The sequence below is a fragment of the Klebsiella oxytoca genome, from assembly GCF_009707385.1.
Classification (GTDB): domain Bacteria; phylum Pseudomonadota; class Gammaproteobacteria; order Enterobacterales; family Enterobacteriaceae; genus Klebsiella; species Klebsiella oxytoca_C.
This window is the reverse complement of record NZ_CP046115.1, coordinates 3,300,853-3,316,561: the sequence shown is the minus strand read 5'-3', so window position 1 is coordinate 3,316,561 and position 15,709 is coordinate 3,300,853. Positions and strand designations below refer to the sequence as shown.

The following is a 15,709-nucleotide window of genomic DNA, read 5'->3' as shown; positions in this document are numbered from 1 at the left end:
TCGTTTACCTGGAGGGGCATATGTTGGGGCGTTCCGCGCTGGTGCTGGTCACCGCACTACTGATGTTTCCGCAAATAGCGGAAACGATTTATAGCCCGGCGCTGACCGATATCAGCGTCAATTTTGGCGTTAACGCACCGCAAGCGGCGCAAACGCATTCCGTATACTTTATCGGCTTTGCCGTTGGCGTTCTGCTGTGGGGCGGTTTTAGCGATCGCTATGGCCGACGCCCGGCGCTGCTGGCTGGGTTAGGCGTGTACGCGATGGGATGCCTGATGGCGCTATGGGCTGCAGATTTTACGCTGCTGCTGGTGGCGAGAATAATCACCGCGGCTGGCGCGGCAACCGGTTCAGTGGTGACGCAGACGGTGCTGCGGGACTGCTATAGCGGGCGGCAGCTGGCGGGGATCTTTACGTTTATCGGCCTGGCACTGGCAATAAGTCCGGCCGTCGGGGTGTATCTCGGCGGCGGGTTGACCGCGGTCTGGGGTATGCGCGGCGTATTCAGCGCGCTGGCGCTTTTGGCCGCAGCGCTCCTGCTGTGCTGCCTGTGGCTGATGCCGGAAACGCGCGGGCAAAATCACACGACAGGATCGTTGCTTCCCGTACTGCGGCGAATGGCGCGGGATAAACACATCGCCCTTGCGGCAATACTGGTTGCGGCATTCAACGTCAGCCTGTTCAGCTACTACAGCCTGGCTCCGTTTATGTTCGCCAGCCTGGATGTTGATACCCGCAGTTTTGGCTACAGCGGCATGGTACTTGCCGCCGGTTCGCTGCTCGGCGCGCTGCTTAACCGCCGACTGCTGCGGCAGGATGTCCCGCAGAGCCGGATACTGCTCATCGCGTGCTTTCTTCATTTAGCCGGCGGCGCAGCGGTGTATGCGCTGCGGGAATCATTATGGTTTGTTATGCCGATAGCGCTGGTAACTACAGCCTATGCGATGGCGATCCCGCTGGTGCTGGGGTCAGCGCTGAACGCCTACGGCGACTGTCGCGGCACCGCCGGCGCTCTTTTTGGACTGTTTTATTATGCGCTGATTGGCGCCGGCTTGCTGGCGGCAGGATGGGGACAATCGCTGGGCGTCTCGCTGATAGTCTCCGCCAGCGCGAGCATCATCGCCGGGCGGCGATATCTCACCGCGCTCAACGGCGCATAAGGCCGATTTCTGGCAAAGCTTAGTGATTTAACTTCTTTGTTATTTAACGCGTTATCTCACATCTTCGGGGGGAACAAAAGATAACGCGAAAAGGCAGCAGCAGGAATGGCGAACAACAGGTCGGTCTATTTGCATCCGCAGCAACGCGAGCGGATCCATCAATTTTCCCGTAGCTGGCTATGGCGAAGCGAACTGCCGACCTGGCTACTGATTTTTATCGTCTATGGCGGCTGGTTTGCTTCGCTGGCCTGGTGGCGGGAACTGGGACTTTTTCCCGCCACGCTGCTGCTTATCTGGTTCACCGCCTGGTATATGTCACTACAACATGAGCTTATTCACGGTCATCCCACGTCGCGACCGTGGTTTAATCAACTATTGGGGACGTTGCCGCTGGCGGTCTGGTATCCCTACGGGCTGTATCGCGATTCGCATCTCGCGCACCATACTAATCATCTGCTGACGCATCCCGTTGATGACCCGGAATCCTACTATTTTACGCCGCAGAGCTGGCAGCGCTTCGCTCCCTGGCTGCGCGATCTTATCCATCTGCGCAATACGTTTCCCGGCAGGCTGCTGGTGGCGCCGCTGCTGGATATTGCCCAAACGCTCGACAGCGCGCTGGCGGCGGTTGGGCAACGGCAGGTTAAAACGATCGCGATGTGGCTGGTTCATGGACTGCTGTTGGCAGCGCTGTTCGCGTGGATGAATCACCTCGGTTTTTCGCCGCTCTACTACGTGCTGGCTATCAGCTATCCGGCTCTTGCGCTAACCAAAGTTCGCTCTTTCCTTGAGCACCGCGCCGCGGACGACCCGCAGGCCCGTTCGGTGATTAATGAAGCGGGGCTGGTCTGGCGGGTGCTGTTTCTCAATCTCAACTACCATTCAGTGCATCACGATTTACCCGGCGTGCCGTGGTACGGGCTGAGAAGCATCTATCTGCATAATCAGCAGGAATACCAGCAGCGCAACGCCGGGTTTGTGGTGCGCGGCTACGCAGAGTGGCTGCGGCGTTTTTGGGCGACATCGGTGGCGGTGAATGCCCATCCCGGTTTTAATCAGCAGGATAAGGCGGCTCAACATGATGAGTGAACGGCTGGCGTTTCCGATGTATGCGGTGAATGAAGAGGAGACCCGGGCGCTGTGGCTGGCCGTCCGCGAGCTGCTGGCGGCACGGGGCGTAGCGCTTGAGGAGATCCGTTCATATGCGATTCCCGAAGAGCTGCTGGCGCACTGGCGTAATCCGGAGCTGCTGCTGAGCCAGACCTGCGGCTATCCGCTGGTGACGCAGCTGCCGGATGCACAAACCGTAGGCTGTTTTCACTATTCGGCCCCGGGATGCGAGGGAAGAAACTACCGCAGCCTGCTGGTGGCGCGTGAGGATGATCTAATGTTGACGTTGGCGGATTTTCGCGGGCGCCGGGTGGCCTGCAATGCGGCGGATTCACAGTCCGGCTATAACGTACTGTTAAAAATGGTTGCGCCGCTATCGCGTGATGGGCGTTTCTTTTCGACGGTCGTGTTCAGCGGCAGCCATCGCCAATCGCTGCGCGAGCTTCAGCTGGAGAGGGCGGATATTGCCGCTATTGATTGTGTCACCTGGGCGCTGCTGCAGCGCTATCAGCCGGAAGCCCTGGCGGGGCTGGTGGTCATTGCGCACGGTCCGCTGGCGCCGGGACTGCCGTTTATTACTTCGGCAAACTCCAGCGCGTCAACGCTGGGATTGCTCAGAGAGGCGCTGCAGCAGCTGGTGAGCGATGAACGCTATCGGCCGCTTTGCGAAGCGTTGTTTATCTGCGGCTACAGCGATATGCGGCGCGCCGACTATCAGCCGCTGATGGCGTGGCGTGAAGAGGCCGCGGCCAGAGGCGTTGTGCGGCTATAGTCGGCAATTTCCCCGGGCCGCGGCGCAAGCGCCTTGCCCGGGCTACCCGATCGCAGGCGGTTGTGAACCCGTAGTCCGGCTAAGCGCAGCGCAAGCCGGGAAGAAAACCGCAGCAAGGCATCCGGCAGCGCACCTTCCCCGGGCCGCGGCGCAAGCGCCTTGCCCGGGCTACCCAATCGCAGGCGGTTGTGAACCCGTAGTCCGGCTAAGCGCAGCGCAAGCCGGGAAGAAAACCGCAGCAAGGCATCAGGCAGCGCACCTTCCCCGGAGGCGGCGCAAGCGCCTTGCCCGGGCTACCCGATCGCAGGCGGTTGTGAATCCGTAGCCTGGCTAAGCGCAGCGCAAGCCGGGAAGAAAACCGCAGCGGCATCAGGCAGCGCACCTTCGCCGGGCCGCGGCGCAAGCGCCTTGCCCGGGCTACCCGATCGCAGGCGGTTGTGAATCCGTAGCCCGGCTAAGCGCAGCGCAAGCCGGGAAGAAAACCGCAGCAAGGCATCAGGCAGCGCACCTTTCCCGGAGGCGGCGCGTTGCGCCTGTCCGGGCTACCGATCTGCAGGCGGCGGTGCCCCTGTAGCCCGGTCAGCTCAGCGCCATCGGGAAACAAACCGCAGCGCGGTCAGCGAGTTGAATTCAGCCGTTGACGTCAATTGGCGTAGGGGAGCGTAGGCCTAGCGGGCTGGCGAGCGAAGCGAGTTAAAACGCGCTCGGGCTGATGGCGTCGATCCTCTCTCCGCTCACCGGATGCACGAAATGCAGTTCGCTGGCGTGCAGCATCAGGCGAGGCGCCTGTTCTGTTCCCGGAAGCGCCATGCCGCCGTACAGATCGCAGCCCAGAATAGGGTGTCCTAACAGCTGACAGTGGATACGCAGCTGATGAGTGCGCCCGGTTTGCGGGGTCAGCCGTACCCGCGTCACCGGCAGGTCGTCCTGATAGTGGAAACGTTCAACCACCTGATAGCCGGAGCGGGCGGGCTTGCCGCGATGTGGGCAAATCGTCATCAGCGGGAACAGCGCCGGATCTTTGGCTATCGGAGCGTCAATCGTACCCGCCTCGTCCGTCAGATGGCCGCACAGCAGCGCGCTATAAATCTTGCTGACGGCGCGCTGGCTAAACTGCTGGCAGAGAGCGGCGTTGATTGTCTTATTGCGGGCAATAACCATCAGTCCGGAGGTGCCGAAATCAAGACGATGGACCAGGGTACAGCCGGGAAACTGCTGCGCCAGCCGATGGTGCACAGAATCGAGATTAAGCGGATTTTTTCCCGACAGGCTGAGCAGACCTGAGGGTTTATCGATCAGCAGCAGATGTTCATCCTGGTAAAGAATGTTGATTTCAGCGCGGCAAGGCGGGGCGATAAAGGTATCGATAATCGTAGACATCAGGCTGCCTGGACAGAGAGTGGCTGGGGATGATAGCGAATTTTCCGCCGCTACGCGAATTATGCGCTGACGGCGCTGGTGGACTTTATATGCTGCCAGAAACGTTCGGCGGATTGATTGAGCCGCGCGCCGGAGCGGTAGATATAGGCGCCTATCGGCAGCGACAGGCTCTCATCCATAATCGTCAGGCGTCCTTCCTCTAGTTCGCGCTTGATAGAGTACTGCGGCAGCCAGCCAACCCCATCGCCGTTGAGGATCATGCGTTTTAGCAGCTCGCTCATGGAGGAGACAAAGGTCAGCGAAAAGGTAATCTCCGGTTTGCGGTCGATAACCTGATTCACCTGCCGCCCCATATAGCTGTCGTTAGCATATTTCATCAGCGGCAGCACGCCGCGATGTAAATTAAAAAGCGGTCTGCCGTGTTTATCGCACGGAGAAACAAGATGCAGCGCCGAGTCGAATATTTTGTGATTGATAAACGGATAGTTCATCAGCTCTTCATTATAAAACGACAGGATAAAGTCACTTTTGCCCTCTTTCAGATTGAATACGGCGTCGTTGACGTTAATCGATTCAACATGAAAAGTTTTATTCTTCCTGTCGGTATAACCAGCGATAATTTCGGGAAGTAATAAAACCGAAAGCGACGGCGCCGCGTCGATTCTTATTTTCTGCGTGGTGTGGTTCAGGCCTTTAATACGGCTGATCTGGAAGTCCATATCGTCAAGCATATTTCGCGCATAGCCGATAAAGATCTTCCCGCGGTTGGTCAGCTGGAGCGGGTTGGCCGAACGGTCGAAGATGCTGAAACCCAGAGACGCCTCGAGCGCCTGAATGCGGCGGCTGAAGGAGGACTGCGAAATATTGCGGCTTTTGGCCGCGAGCGTAAAGCTTCTGGACTCCTCAAGAGCGATCACATCGTAAAGCCATTTTACTTCAAGATTCGCCAGCACCGACCCGTACCTCAACTACGCAATAATAGCTATGCAATTTTAGCATAACGCATAGAAACTATGCAATTAACATAATTATCTACAGGTGTTAACATTTTTATCAGAGTTTAGCTTATGACTTATTCGTGCAAACGATATTTCTAAAGTACAGGCGACACCCTACACGAGTACGATTTAAATCGCCGACTCTGGTCGACTCATCCTGTTTATTTAAATTCGTGGTGGCTTTTTTATTAATATAAATCCATCAGATTAACTAACAGGTTGCTATAACCGTAAGTGCATCTTATCCAGCCAATAGTTTGTCAGGAGTTCCATGTCACGTATTGAATCAGTCAAAGACGCTCTTCTTGAGCTCGGTATTCAGAATAGCAGCGAGCTGTTTTATAACCCCGATTACGACTTGCTGATTGCGCATGAAACCAGCGCGGAGTTAACCGGCGCGGCTCGCGGCGTCATGACCGAGTCCGGGGCCGTTGCCGTGGATACCGGGATCTTTACCGGACGCTCGCCGCGCGACAAATACATCGTCAGAGACGATCTGACGCGTGACACCGTTTGGTGGGCCGATTCCGGCCTGGGCCGCAACGATAATAAGCCGTTGACCACGGAAATATGGGCCGATCTGAAGGCACTGGTGGCCGGACAGCTTAGCGGCAAGAAATTGTATGTGGTTGATGCCTGGTGCGGCGCCAGCCCGGCGACGCGCCTGGGCGTTCGCTTCGTCACTGAAGTGGCCTGGCAGGCGCACTTTGTCAAAAACATGTTTATTGCGCCGAGCGCTGAGGAACTGGCGGAATTTACGCCGGACTTCATCGTGCTCAACGGCGCGGGCTGTACTAACGATAAATGGCAGGAGCAGGGACTTAACTCTGAGAACTTTGTTGCCTTTAACCTGAGTGAAAAAATTCAGCTGATCGGCGGCACATGGTACGGCGGCGAGATGAAGAAAGGCCTTTTCTCCGTGATGAACTATCTGCTCCCGCAGCAGGGGATAGCTTCGATGCACTGCTCGGCGAACCGTGGGGAAGCGGGCGACGTGGCGCTGTTCTTTGGCCTTTCCGGAACCGGGAAGACCACGCTTTCCACCGACCCGCTGCGTCAGCTGATTGGCGATGACGAACACGGCTGGGATGATGATGGCGTGTTTAACTTCGAAGGCGGCTGCTACGCCAAGACCATTAATCTTGATCCGCAGGCCGAGCCGGAAATCTATCGCGCAATTCGTCGTAACGCGCTGCTGGAAAACGTGGTGGTCAGGGCCGATGGCAGCGTGGATTACGCCGATGGCAGTAAGACCGAAAACACCCGCGTCTCTTATCCGTTATCGCATATTGAAAACATCGTTAAACCGGTGTCGCGTGCGGGCCATCCGTCAAAGGTGATTTTCCTCGCCGCCGATGCATTTGGCGTGCTGCCGCCGGTATCCCGTCTGACTACCGAGCAGATGCAGTATCACTTCCTGTCGGGTTTTACCTCGAAACTCGCCGGAACCGAGCGCGGCATTACTCAACCAACGCCGACGTTCTCCGCCTGCTACGGTGCGGCGTTCCTGCTGCTGCACCCGACCCAGTACGCCAGCGTTCTGGCGGCCAAAATGGCGGAGTCTGGAGCCGAAGCCTGGCTGGTTAACACCGGCTGGAACGGGGAAGGTAAACGCCTGTCGCTGCGCGATACGCGCAACATTATCAGCGCTATCTTAAACGGCACCACCGGTGAGCTGCGTGAAGAAACGGTGCCGGTGTTCGGTCTCTCTATTCCGCAGAGCGTGCCCGGCGTGGACAGCGCGCTGCTCGATCCGCGTAGCGGCTGGCCATCAGCCGACCAATGGCAGGAGAAAGCACAAAGCCTGGCGGAATTGTTTATAGCCAACTTTAAGCAGTATAGCGATACCGAGGCCGGGGCCAGACTGGCGTTAGCTGGCCCCGTGCTGAAAAAAGCAGTCGTTACGGCATAAGCTGTTTTACCGTCACAGTGGAACCCGGGCAGCCGCCCGGGTTTTTCGTCAGTGAACGAGGCGGCGGATAATCTTTGGCGTTGCAGCGTTAGCGGCGCTGAAACTTGACTCTGCCTGGTTAGCGATTATAAATAAAGGGATGCAGGGTTAAGTATTGCGGCTAAATATACTCATGACATTATTGTTATGAGAATTATCTGGTAACCCTGCTGCGAGGATGTAATGCCCTCCTCAATACGGTGATATTGCTGAATAAAGGAATGACTATGAAACTGTGGAGTAAAACGCTGATCGCTTCTGCCGTTTGTTTAATTCTCGCCGGCTGTGATGATTCATCAAAAGTTGACGCCAATCTCGATAAAGCGAAAGACAATGCGCAACAAATTAAAGAGGCTGCTTCCGATAAAGCCCAGGCGATTAAGGATGAAGCAGACAAGCATATCGATGCGATAAAAAAACAGGCCGCGGATGAGGCGAATAGTCTCAGCAGCCAGGCCTCGAGCATTAAGGCGGAAGCTGATAAGAAAGCGGAAGCTATCGCTCAGCAGGCACAATCTCAGGCTGACGCCGTTAAGCAGGATGCCCGGCAGAAAAGCGACCAAATCGTGCAGGCCGCAGGCAAAATTAAAGACGACGCTATCGTTGACGCAAATAACCTTGCCAACGATGCCGCGAATAAAACAAAAGAGATTAAAGAGAGTATAGCCCCTGCTGAAAAAGCGGCAGACGCGGCGGATAAGTCCCGGTAGTCATCGCGTTATCGATGGCTTATTACGACATTATCTTCAGGTGTTGTTCACTGAAGATAATGTTCGTCAGGAAGCTGGCGAAGGAATCGTCTTTTACCCTCGCATCAATTTTACCGCTGATTCACCCAAACTAATTTATCCACCGGGAAACCGAGTTCCCGCGCGATACCGAGATACTCCCGCTTCACTGATTCAGGAATAGTCGGCGTACGCGACAGAATCCACAGATAGCCGCGTTCGGGGCCGCTGACCAGCGCATACTGATAGTGGCTGTCCAGCGCGATCACGTTGTAGCCGCCGTAAAACGGGCCAAAAAAGGACACTTTTAGCGCGGCGGTAGTGGGAGCACCGGTGAAATACGCTTTGCCTTCGCTCTCGTTCCATTTTTGCCTGCGCGGATCGTAGCCGCGGTTCAGAACGCTGATGCCGCCATCGCTACGTTGGCCATAGGTTGCGGTGACCTGTTCCAGCCCACGTTCAAAACGATTTTCGAGCCGGGCAACTTCATACCATTTACCCAGATAACGCTTCGCATCAAAGTTATTAATTGGCTGAACGCCCTTTGGCGGAGTAGGGGATTGACAGGCGACAAGCGTTAGCGCGATTGCCACGCCGGTCAGAACAGGCCATATCTTCATGTGAAGTCCTTTGTGTACGCGGTGAAAAATGAGTATAGCGCAAGTTAACGACCGCTTATTCGCCCCCCACTTATTCATTCTATATTCAGATAAATCTATAACGTCGGATGCGAATAGTGTTTCATCCAATGCATTTTAGGCGAACGGTCTTTTAAGCGATTATCACAAAAAATTGAATATATTTTAGCGGCCCAGGTGCTAACGTTTTTATCGTTATTATCCGCAACAGGAAAACATCGTGAAAAAATTATCCAGTCTGATTCTGTTATCTGCCATATCTTTCGTTCCGGCCGCGTTTAGCGCCCCTGTCGGGACGCTCAGCGTACATATTCTCAATCAGCAAACGGGGCTACCTTCATCGGGAGTCACGGTCACCCTTGAAAAACAGCAGGCGAATAAATGGACAGCGCTTGCGAGCGGCGTAACGGACGACGATGGCCGCATTAAATCACTGTACCCGGCAGAAGGCGATATGCAGCCGGGGATTTATAAAGTGACCTTCAAAACCGGCGATGATTTCAACAAGCAAAAACTGGCTTCGTTTTTCCCCGAGATCCCGGTGCTGTTCACCGTGACGCGTACTAATGAAAAATTACATATTCCGCTTCTGCTGAGCCAGTACGGTTATTCCACTTATAAAGGCAGTTGATTGCTATTTATAAACGCTACACAGTAGCGAGAAAACCAGGAAAGCCTGCAGGGATGCAGGCTTTTCATATTGCGACCGGGTATCAGCTGCTGTTATTGATTCTGCTGGAGGATCCTTAAGAAATCCTGTTTATTGGCAATTAAAGAGAGGGCTCTGGCGATGACTTCGTCGCTAAAAATGGACGCAACCTCTCTCAGGACATCAATATGTTCACTCTCTTTGGCAATAACGCCGATGGCAATAAACATGACGTTATTTCGATCCCAGATCACGCCATCAGGGAACTGATAAATCTCTACCCCGGTTTTAACGATGATGTTGGTGGCTGATTTAGGCAGATGCGGCAGGGTAATGCCGTTACCTAAAAAGGTTGAGACCTGACGCTCTCTCTCAGCAAGAAACGCAACGCAATCTTCGCTAACATAACCCCTGGATTTAAAGTCAGCGCCGATCATTGCCAGAACGTCCGCTTTATTCTTCGCCCGGCATGACAGATGGAGATTATCCTGCGTAATAGTATCGATCATAACCCGCTTTCCTTTGTGGCTGTATGGAATCGTGCTGCAGAATTATTTGCTGACAGTTCTTCTTCCAGCTGCTCCAGCGATTTATTTGAGGTTTCTGGCAGGGCCGTTACGACAAAGATAATCGCCAGGTAGTTAATCGCGGCAAAAATAAGAAAGACCGGACCTAACCCCAGCTTGGCCTGCAGTAATGGGAACAGATAGCTGACAATGGCATTCATCACCCACATGAAAAATACCGAAATTCCCATCGATAACCCGCGGTATTTCAGAGGGAAGAGCTCAGCCAGCACCACCCAGGTGATAAAGCCCATGGTTCCCTGCATGACGCCAACGAACATTGCGCCGAGCAGCCAGATTGCCGTTGCTTTGATATCGCCGACTAGCGTGTAGTCTACGCCAGCGATAATAAGGTGCAGGGTGGCCATCAGCGCGAAGCCATAAATGATAATGGTTTTGCGTTTGAAACGATCGACGAGGAACAGCACGCCGAATAGCATCCCGCCGACGGAGAACACGCCGTTCAGTACGTTACAAATCAACGAGGTTCTTTCGGAGAACCCGGCGGTACTCAGGATCTCGGTACCATAGTACATAATCACGTTGACCCCGGTGGTCTGCTGCAGTGCTGCCCAAATCACGCCGACCAGCAGCAGTTTGAAAATCCATGGCGTCTGGAGGATGGTGATAAAGGCGTTCCGGGAATGCAGCTTTTTGTCCGCTTCAGCCTTAATTAAGGTACTGATATCGTTGAATTCTTTTGTGGCACGTTCAAGTGGACGGATTTGTTTTAATATTTCCAGCGCTTCTTCATGGCGATTTTTACTGATCAGCCAGCGAGGGCTTTCCGGCGATCGCAACATGCCGACAAACAGGCAGATGGCAGGAATCGTCTGCACCATCAGCATATAGCGCCAGACGTCGGGGAGATGTCCCCAGAGAATGCCGATGATGGCGTTGATGGCAAATGCGGCTAACTGGCCAATAACAATAGCCACTTCATTCAGGCCGGTGAGTTTACCGCGCATTTCGGTTGGCGCTACTTCCGAGATAAACGTTGGCGCAGTAACCGAGGCGCCGCCAACGGCGTAGCCAAGAATGAAACGTGAAATAAGGAGTATGGTGATATCCGGCGCAAGAGCGGACATTAATGCGCCGATGAAAAAGATAAACGATAAAAACAGCAGGTATTTTCTTCTGCCAAAGAAATCCGCGAATTTTCCCCCGAAAACGCTGCCCAGGGCGGCGCCGATCAGCAACACGCTCATGACCAGACCTTCAGTGGTCGGGGTCAAAGCCATATATTGTTTCAGGGAGGAAAATGCGCCATTAATAACGCCGGTGTCATAACCGAAGAGCAGGCCACCAAATGTCGCAACTAAGGTTATCTGGTGTAGTCGCTTTCTCTGCTGTAGGTTCAGATTCATGATAAGAGACATTTTTATACCTTTTTTTGATTAACGGCACGAGATAAAAATGCGTCATTCCACCCCAGTCACGGTCTGTCTTTTTTACCCGTCATACTTCACGTTGCATGTGTGTTAGCTGCTTTCTCTCACCCCTGTCGCTTACTTCTGTAAGCCCATGGGAACTCGTTCACTTGCCACCTTCAGACGATTCGAATTATTTGGGGTATAGCTTTTTGCAGCATGACTGACATGAAATGAATTTTCGTTCTTAGTGCTTTTATTCAGCGCTTGTTGCCATGCGCTAAATAAATCCGGTCAAAGAGGTTTTTTCTGGATTAAGGATGAATCATTAATATTTGACAGGGTTTTGTCCTCCTGGATGGTTGAGGTTCAGAATGTCCCCGGCGGCGTTGTTGTACGGACGGATAGCCTGGTAACTGCCGACATAAATCGTTCGGATGAGTCCCGATCTCACTTCCTTCATTGCATCCTCCGGGCATTAGGTTTTCTGCGGACCAACAAGCGGGTCAGAGCGCGTGTTGTGATTGACAATTATTACCGCTATAAATGAAATAAAAATACAAACAGATCACATTTTGGAAGTTTTATTTCGATTGATGGTTGTGCGCAATGTGTAACGCCAATGTGTCAACAATGGTGATTTTAATAATAAGCTGATATATAAAGTGATTTTTTTGGTTTGCGCTGAGTAATCAGGACGATGATCTGCGGACGGAATGTTAAATTTATGATATGTATCACATTATCCAATATCTTTTAATATGAAATTTAAATTTCATTATTGAGTTTGTTTTATTTTTTATTCGAAATTTTAAGCTAAAGAACAGTAGGCGTAGCGAGAGTAAAATTTTGCTGCCGTATGCGCTCAGGACGTTACCCGACGGTAGCGTCCTGGGGAAAATGATGTATACCGTCAATGGTTAATGCAGCGCAGAGTCGCAGTCACGACCGGTGGCTTTCTGAGAAACAGAAATGAGAACAGCGAATTATCATAGTGATACGCCTACTCTCTTTTTGATAATCACGGCGATATCTTCAGGTTTTTTTATGCTTTAATCCGCCATTGTTTTTAGATATACCTCACATAACTCAGTCTCAAATAACCCTTTCTTTATAGGTGGCATAGCCATTGCTTTATTCAGTTATCTTTCTTTGTGAGTGGAGGCTGAATAATATGGATACATTGCTGGTTGGCAGTGAAGTGCCCCGCGTCGATGGGCTCGCCAAGGTGACGGGTAAAGCGGTCTACGGCGATGACATTGTCATGAATGATATGCTGTATGGCGTATGCCGCTACGTGGATATTCCTGCCGGGCGAATCGATTCGCTCGATCTTTCCGAGGCGGAAAAGGTTCCTGGGGTTGTGCGCATCGCTACCTGGAACGATATACCCGGTCAACGTAAACTGGGAGCGATTGTTCCCGATCATCCCCCCATTATTGACAATGAAATAGCCTACCGCGGCGACGTGGTTGCCGTTGTGGCGGCGGAAACCTATGAGGCTGCCTGTATTGCGGTCGATAAAATTAAAATAACCTACACCCCATGGGAGCCGATTACCTCTCCGGAAGAGGCGATGAAGCCGGGGGCGCGCCTGATCCACAGCGAACTCGACAGCAACATTATTAACCGCCACCACACGGCGAAGGGCGATATCGACGCCGGTTTTGCCGCGTCCACGCGTATTTTCGAACGTGAGTACGAGGTGGGATTCCAGGAGCACGGCTATATTGAGCCGGAATCCATTACCGCCTACCTGGATAATAATGAGCAGATTATGACCATCGAAGGGTCGATCCAGAACGCTCACCGCACCCGGGCGGTAATTGCCAAATACCTTGATCTGCCCCAGGCGAAGGTCAACATTAAGCGTTCCGTCCTCGGCGGCTCCTTCGGCGGTAAAGATGATATTATCGACAACGTCTCCTGCCGCGCGGCGCTGCTGGTACACCTTACCGGGCGGCCGGTTAAGATCTCCTATAACCGCGAACAGTCCATGCGCGAGAGCTACAAGCGCCACCCCTATAAGATGAAATATCGCATTGGCGTGGACGATGACGCGCGTATTCAGGCGATTAAAATCGATATCATCGCCGATGGCGGTAGCTACTGCGGCCAGACGGTATTTGTCACCTGGCGTAGTTCCGTACAGGCGGCCGGTCCCTACAACATTCCTAACGTGCGCGTCGATCTGGTAGGCGTTTATACCAACAATAACTACACCTCGGCCTATCGCGGCTACGGGGCGCCGCAGGTCATTTTCGCCAACGAATCGCTGATGGATGACGTGGCGGGCGAGCTGGGTCTCTCGCCCGTCGAATTCCGCCTGCGCAATATTCTTAAGCAGGGTGACACCAGCATGGCCGGTCAGGTATTTAGCGAGCATACCGTCTCCGCGCAGGAAGTGCTGGAGAAGACGCTGCTCAAGGCCGAATACGAGGCCAAACGGCAGCACTATCAGCAGCTTAACGCTGAGGGCGGGCCGATCCGCTACGGTATTGGCTTCGCGCTGAGCCACCGCGGCTGCTCTCTGGGCGCCGAGGGGCTGGATGCTTCCTCCGCGCTTATTCAGGTGAATGCCGACGCCAGCGTCAACATCTCCACCTCGGTTTCCGAGAACGGGCAGGGGCTGCAGACAACTATGTCGCTGCTGGCTGCGGAAGCCTTTGGTATCGGGCTCGATCGGGTGATGTTCAGCGAACCAGCCACCGCCATGATCGCTGACGGCGGCTCAACGGTCGCTTCTCGCGGGACGTTGATGGGCGGACAGGCGATTCTTAGCGCGGCGAATAAAATTAAGCAACGCATGGCGGACGCCATTAAGGAAACCTTAAAAGCGCAGAGCATCGACGATATAGCCTGGCAGAATGGCAAGGTATTCAACCGCGACGATCCGGCGCTGAGCCTCAGTTTCCAGCAGGTGTGCGATATGACCCGGGCCACCGGGGCCAATCTCTCCGCCTACGGCTGGCACGTCGCGCCGAATATTCACTGGGATGAGGAGAAGGGCTGCGGTAGCCCCTATTTCACCTGGGTATACGGCTGCCAGCTGGCCGACGTCGCGGTGGATATGCGCACCGGCAAAATCACCGTTAATAATGTCGTCGCCACCCACGATGTGGGTAAAGTCATCAACCCGGTCGGTTTTAACGGCCAGGTCTACGGCGGCGTGCTGCAGGGAATGATCGGCTACGGCATGCTGGAGGATTTCAACACCGAGCACGGCGTAGTGAAATCGGAAAACTTTGATACCTACCTGCTGCCGACCATCAAAGATATGCCGAACATCGATATTATCGCGGTCGAAAACTACGACAAAGCAGGGCCGATGGGGGCGAAAGTCATCGGTGAACCGGTGCTGGAGCTGGGCGCTGCGGCCCTCAACAATGCGGTGAGTTTCGCCATTGGACGGCCAAACCGCACTCTGCCACTGACGCTGGAACAGGTTCGTCTGGGTTATAACCTCAAGAAGCCGGAGCGCCAGAGCGAGCAGATGCTGGAGTCGGGCGATAAGAAACAGGTTCATCGTCTCAATACCCTGTCGCTCAGCGTCCCGCAAACCCTGAAACAGGCCTTAACGCTGATGGCTGAGAAAGGCGCGATGCCCATTGCCGGCGGCACCGATGTGCTGGTGCAGGCGCGGATGCTGTCCGGAGAGGTGCCGCTTGTTAACATCGCCGGACTGTCAGAGCTGAAAGAGATCTTTGACGTCGAGGGCGGAATTTCTATCGGCTCCGGCGTCTGCTTTACCGACCTGGTCAGGCATCCGTTAATTCAGCAGCGCTACCCGCTACTGGTTACCGCCTGTAAAACCGTCGGCTCGCTGCAGCTGCGTAACCGGGCAACAATCGGCGGCAACATCGTTAACGCCGCCCCGTGCGCGGACTCCATGCCGCCGCTGATTATCTACGATGCGGAAGTGGAGCTGCGCAGCGCGCGCGGGACGCGGCGGATGCCGGTCAGCGAATTTGTCGTTGGCGGCTATCGTACGGTTCTTGAGCCTGATGAGCTGGTTATTCGCTTTATCCTGCCGCCGCCGACCCAGCAGCCGCTGATTAATCGCTATCTGCAGCTTGGCCGTCGCAATGCGTTGAATATCACCCGTCAAAGTCTGACCGGCCAGTTCATGGTCGATAAGGGCGTGATTCGCCTGTGTCGGCTGGTGGATGGCGCGCTGATGGCCAAACCGCAGCGGCTGCATGAGGTTGAACAGGCGCTCATCGGTAAGACATTAGACGCCGCTACCATTGAACAGGCCGCCGGGGGGCTTCACGACAAGGTGGAGAAAGCCATCGGAGGACGCTGGTCAGCGCCTTATAAGGTCCCGGTATTTATCGATATGTTCCGGCAGATGCTGCAGGAAGTCATGACAGAGCAGAAGAAATAA

The 15,709-nt window shown here is 54.2% G+C and carries 11 protein-coding genes and 1 pseudogene; 7 read left to right on the top strand and 5 right to left on the bottom strand.

All coding sequences use genetic code 11. The annotated features are described in order from the left end of the window. Window positions 1-20 precede the first annotated feature (20 nt). From GJ746_RS15430 to GJ746_RS15420, 3 genes are all read left to right on the top strand, one after another. On the top strand, window positions 21-1,160 hold the full coding sequence (locus tag GJ746_RS15430) for a Bcr/CflA family efflux MFS transporter (protein ID WP_154680985.1): 1,140 nt from the start codon (window positions 21-23) through the stop codon (window positions 1,158-1,160). Between the two features lie 105 nt (window positions 1,161-1,265). Next, a complete protein-coding gene (locus GJ746_RS15425) occupies window positions 1,266-2,249 on the top strand; it encodes a fatty acid desaturase (protein WP_154680984.1) in 984 nt (327 codons plus the stop codon). Beyond that, complete coding sequence (locus GJ746_RS15420; protein WP_154682739.1) at window positions 2,242-3,042, top strand: phosphate/phosphite/phosphonate ABC transporter substrate-binding protein; 801 nt, start codon at window positions 2,242-2,244, stop codon at window positions 3,040-3,042. Before GJ746_RS15425 ends, GJ746_RS15420 begins: the two co-directional genes overlap by 8 nt. A 693-nt stretch (window positions 3,043-3,735) precedes the next feature. On the opposite strand, the gene GJ746_RS15415 is transcribed toward GJ746_RS15420, so the two are convergent. Continuing rightward, complete coding sequence (locus tag GJ746_RS15415) at window positions 3,736-4,422, bottom strand: RluA family pseudouridine synthase (protein WP_154680983.1); 687 nt, start codon at window positions 4,420-4,422, stop codon at window positions 3,736-3,738. Between the two features lie 59 nt (window positions 4,423-4,481). Beyond that, complete coding sequence (locus GJ746_RS15410) at window positions 4,482-5,375, bottom strand: LysR substrate-binding domain-containing protein (protein WP_154680982.1); 894 nt, start codon at window positions 5,373-5,375, stop codon at window positions 4,482-4,484. A 316-nt stretch (window positions 5,376-5,691) separates the two neighbouring features. Here GJ746_RS15410 and pckA point away from each other — a divergent pair, with 316 nt between their 5' ends. Both pckA and GJ746_RS15400 read left to right on the top strand, forming a co-directional pair. Beyond that, complete coding sequence (pckA, locus tag GJ746_RS15405) at window positions 5,692-7,332, top strand: phosphoenolpyruvate carboxykinase (ATP) (RefSeq protein WP_154680981.1); 1,641 nt, start codon at window positions 5,692-5,694, stop codon at window positions 7,330-7,332. 266 nt (window positions 7,333-7,598) lie between these two features. Continuing rightward, window positions 7,599-8,081, top strand: a complete 483-nt coding sequence (locus tag GJ746_RS15400; protein WP_154680980.1) for an E3 ubiquitin--protein ligase — start codon at window positions 7,599-7,601, stop codon at window positions 8,079-8,081. A 110-nt stretch (window positions 8,082-8,191) separates the two neighbouring features. Here GJ746_RS15400 and GJ746_RS15395 read toward each other — a convergent pair whose 3' ends face one another. Continuing rightward, window positions 8,192-8,719 (bottom strand): lipocalin family protein, encoded by a 528-nt coding sequence (locus GJ746_RS15395; protein ID WP_154680979.1) that lies wholly within the window; start codon window positions 8,717-8,719, stop codon window positions 8,192-8,194. 238 nt (window positions 8,720-8,957) lie between these two features. Between GJ746_RS15395 and uraH the strand changes: the two genes are divergently transcribed. Further along, window positions 8,958-9,368 (top strand): hydroxyisourate hydrolase, encoded by a 411-nt coding sequence (gene uraH, locus GJ746_RS15390; protein WP_154680978.1) that lies wholly within the window; start codon window positions 8,958-8,960, stop codon window positions 9,366-9,368. Window positions 9,369-9,460: 92 nt separating this feature from the next. On the opposite strand, the gene GJ746_RS15385 is transcribed toward uraH, so the two are convergent. Together GJ746_RS15385 and GJ746_RS15380 are read right to left on the bottom strand one after the other, a co-directional pair. Next, a complete protein-coding gene (locus tag GJ746_RS15385) occupies window positions 9,461-9,895 on the bottom strand; it encodes a PTS sugar transporter subunit IIA (RefSeq protein WP_154680977.1) in 435 nt (144 codons plus the stop codon). Continuing rightward, window positions 9,870-11,331: pseudogene (locus GJ746_RS15380) on the bottom strand (sugar porter family MFS transporter). Before GJ746_RS15380 ends, GJ746_RS15385 begins: the two are co-directional and overlap by 26 nt. 1,165 nt (window positions 11,332-12,496) lie before the next feature. Between GJ746_RS15380 and GJ746_RS15375 the strand changes: the two are divergent. Beyond that, entirely contained in the window at window positions 12,497-15,709 is a 3,213-nt protein-coding gene (locus tag GJ746_RS15375; RefSeq protein WP_154680975.1) for a molybdopterin cofactor-binding domain-containing protein, read from the top strand.